This is a genomic window from Lysinibacillus sp. RU7 (assembly GCF_057837305.1).
The window spans coordinates 1-234 of the sequence record NZ_JBYQFK010000324.1 but is presented as its reverse complement, the minus strand read 5'-3'; the positions used below and the strand labels follow the sequence as shown (position 1 = coordinate 234).

The 234-nt window shown below is 65.8% G+C and carries 1 protein-coding gene; it reads right to left on the bottom strand.

Annotated features, from left to right (window positions below; genetic code table 11):
• Positions 1 to 234 (bottom strand): hypothetical protein (locus tag AC3II9_RS22575; RefSeq protein WP_489159018.1); only part of this gene is annotated, 234 nt, incomplete at both ends.

Here is a 234-nt window from a genome sequence, read left to right as displayed (position 1 = left end):
CGCGCGTCGAGCACGTCGAGCAACAAGGTGGAGGAGGGACGATCGCCGGGATAGGCGCGAGCGGGATCGTCAGGGTTCGCCCGCCCCTTCATCAATGCCGCGCCCTGCGCAAAGGCATTCAGCAGCAGCTGGCAGTGATGCTCATCCGGAAGCGTGTCGCCGGGCTCGATCACGGCCAGGAATTCGACCGGGACGAGGTGCGTTCCCTGATGCAGCAGCTGGAACACCGCATGC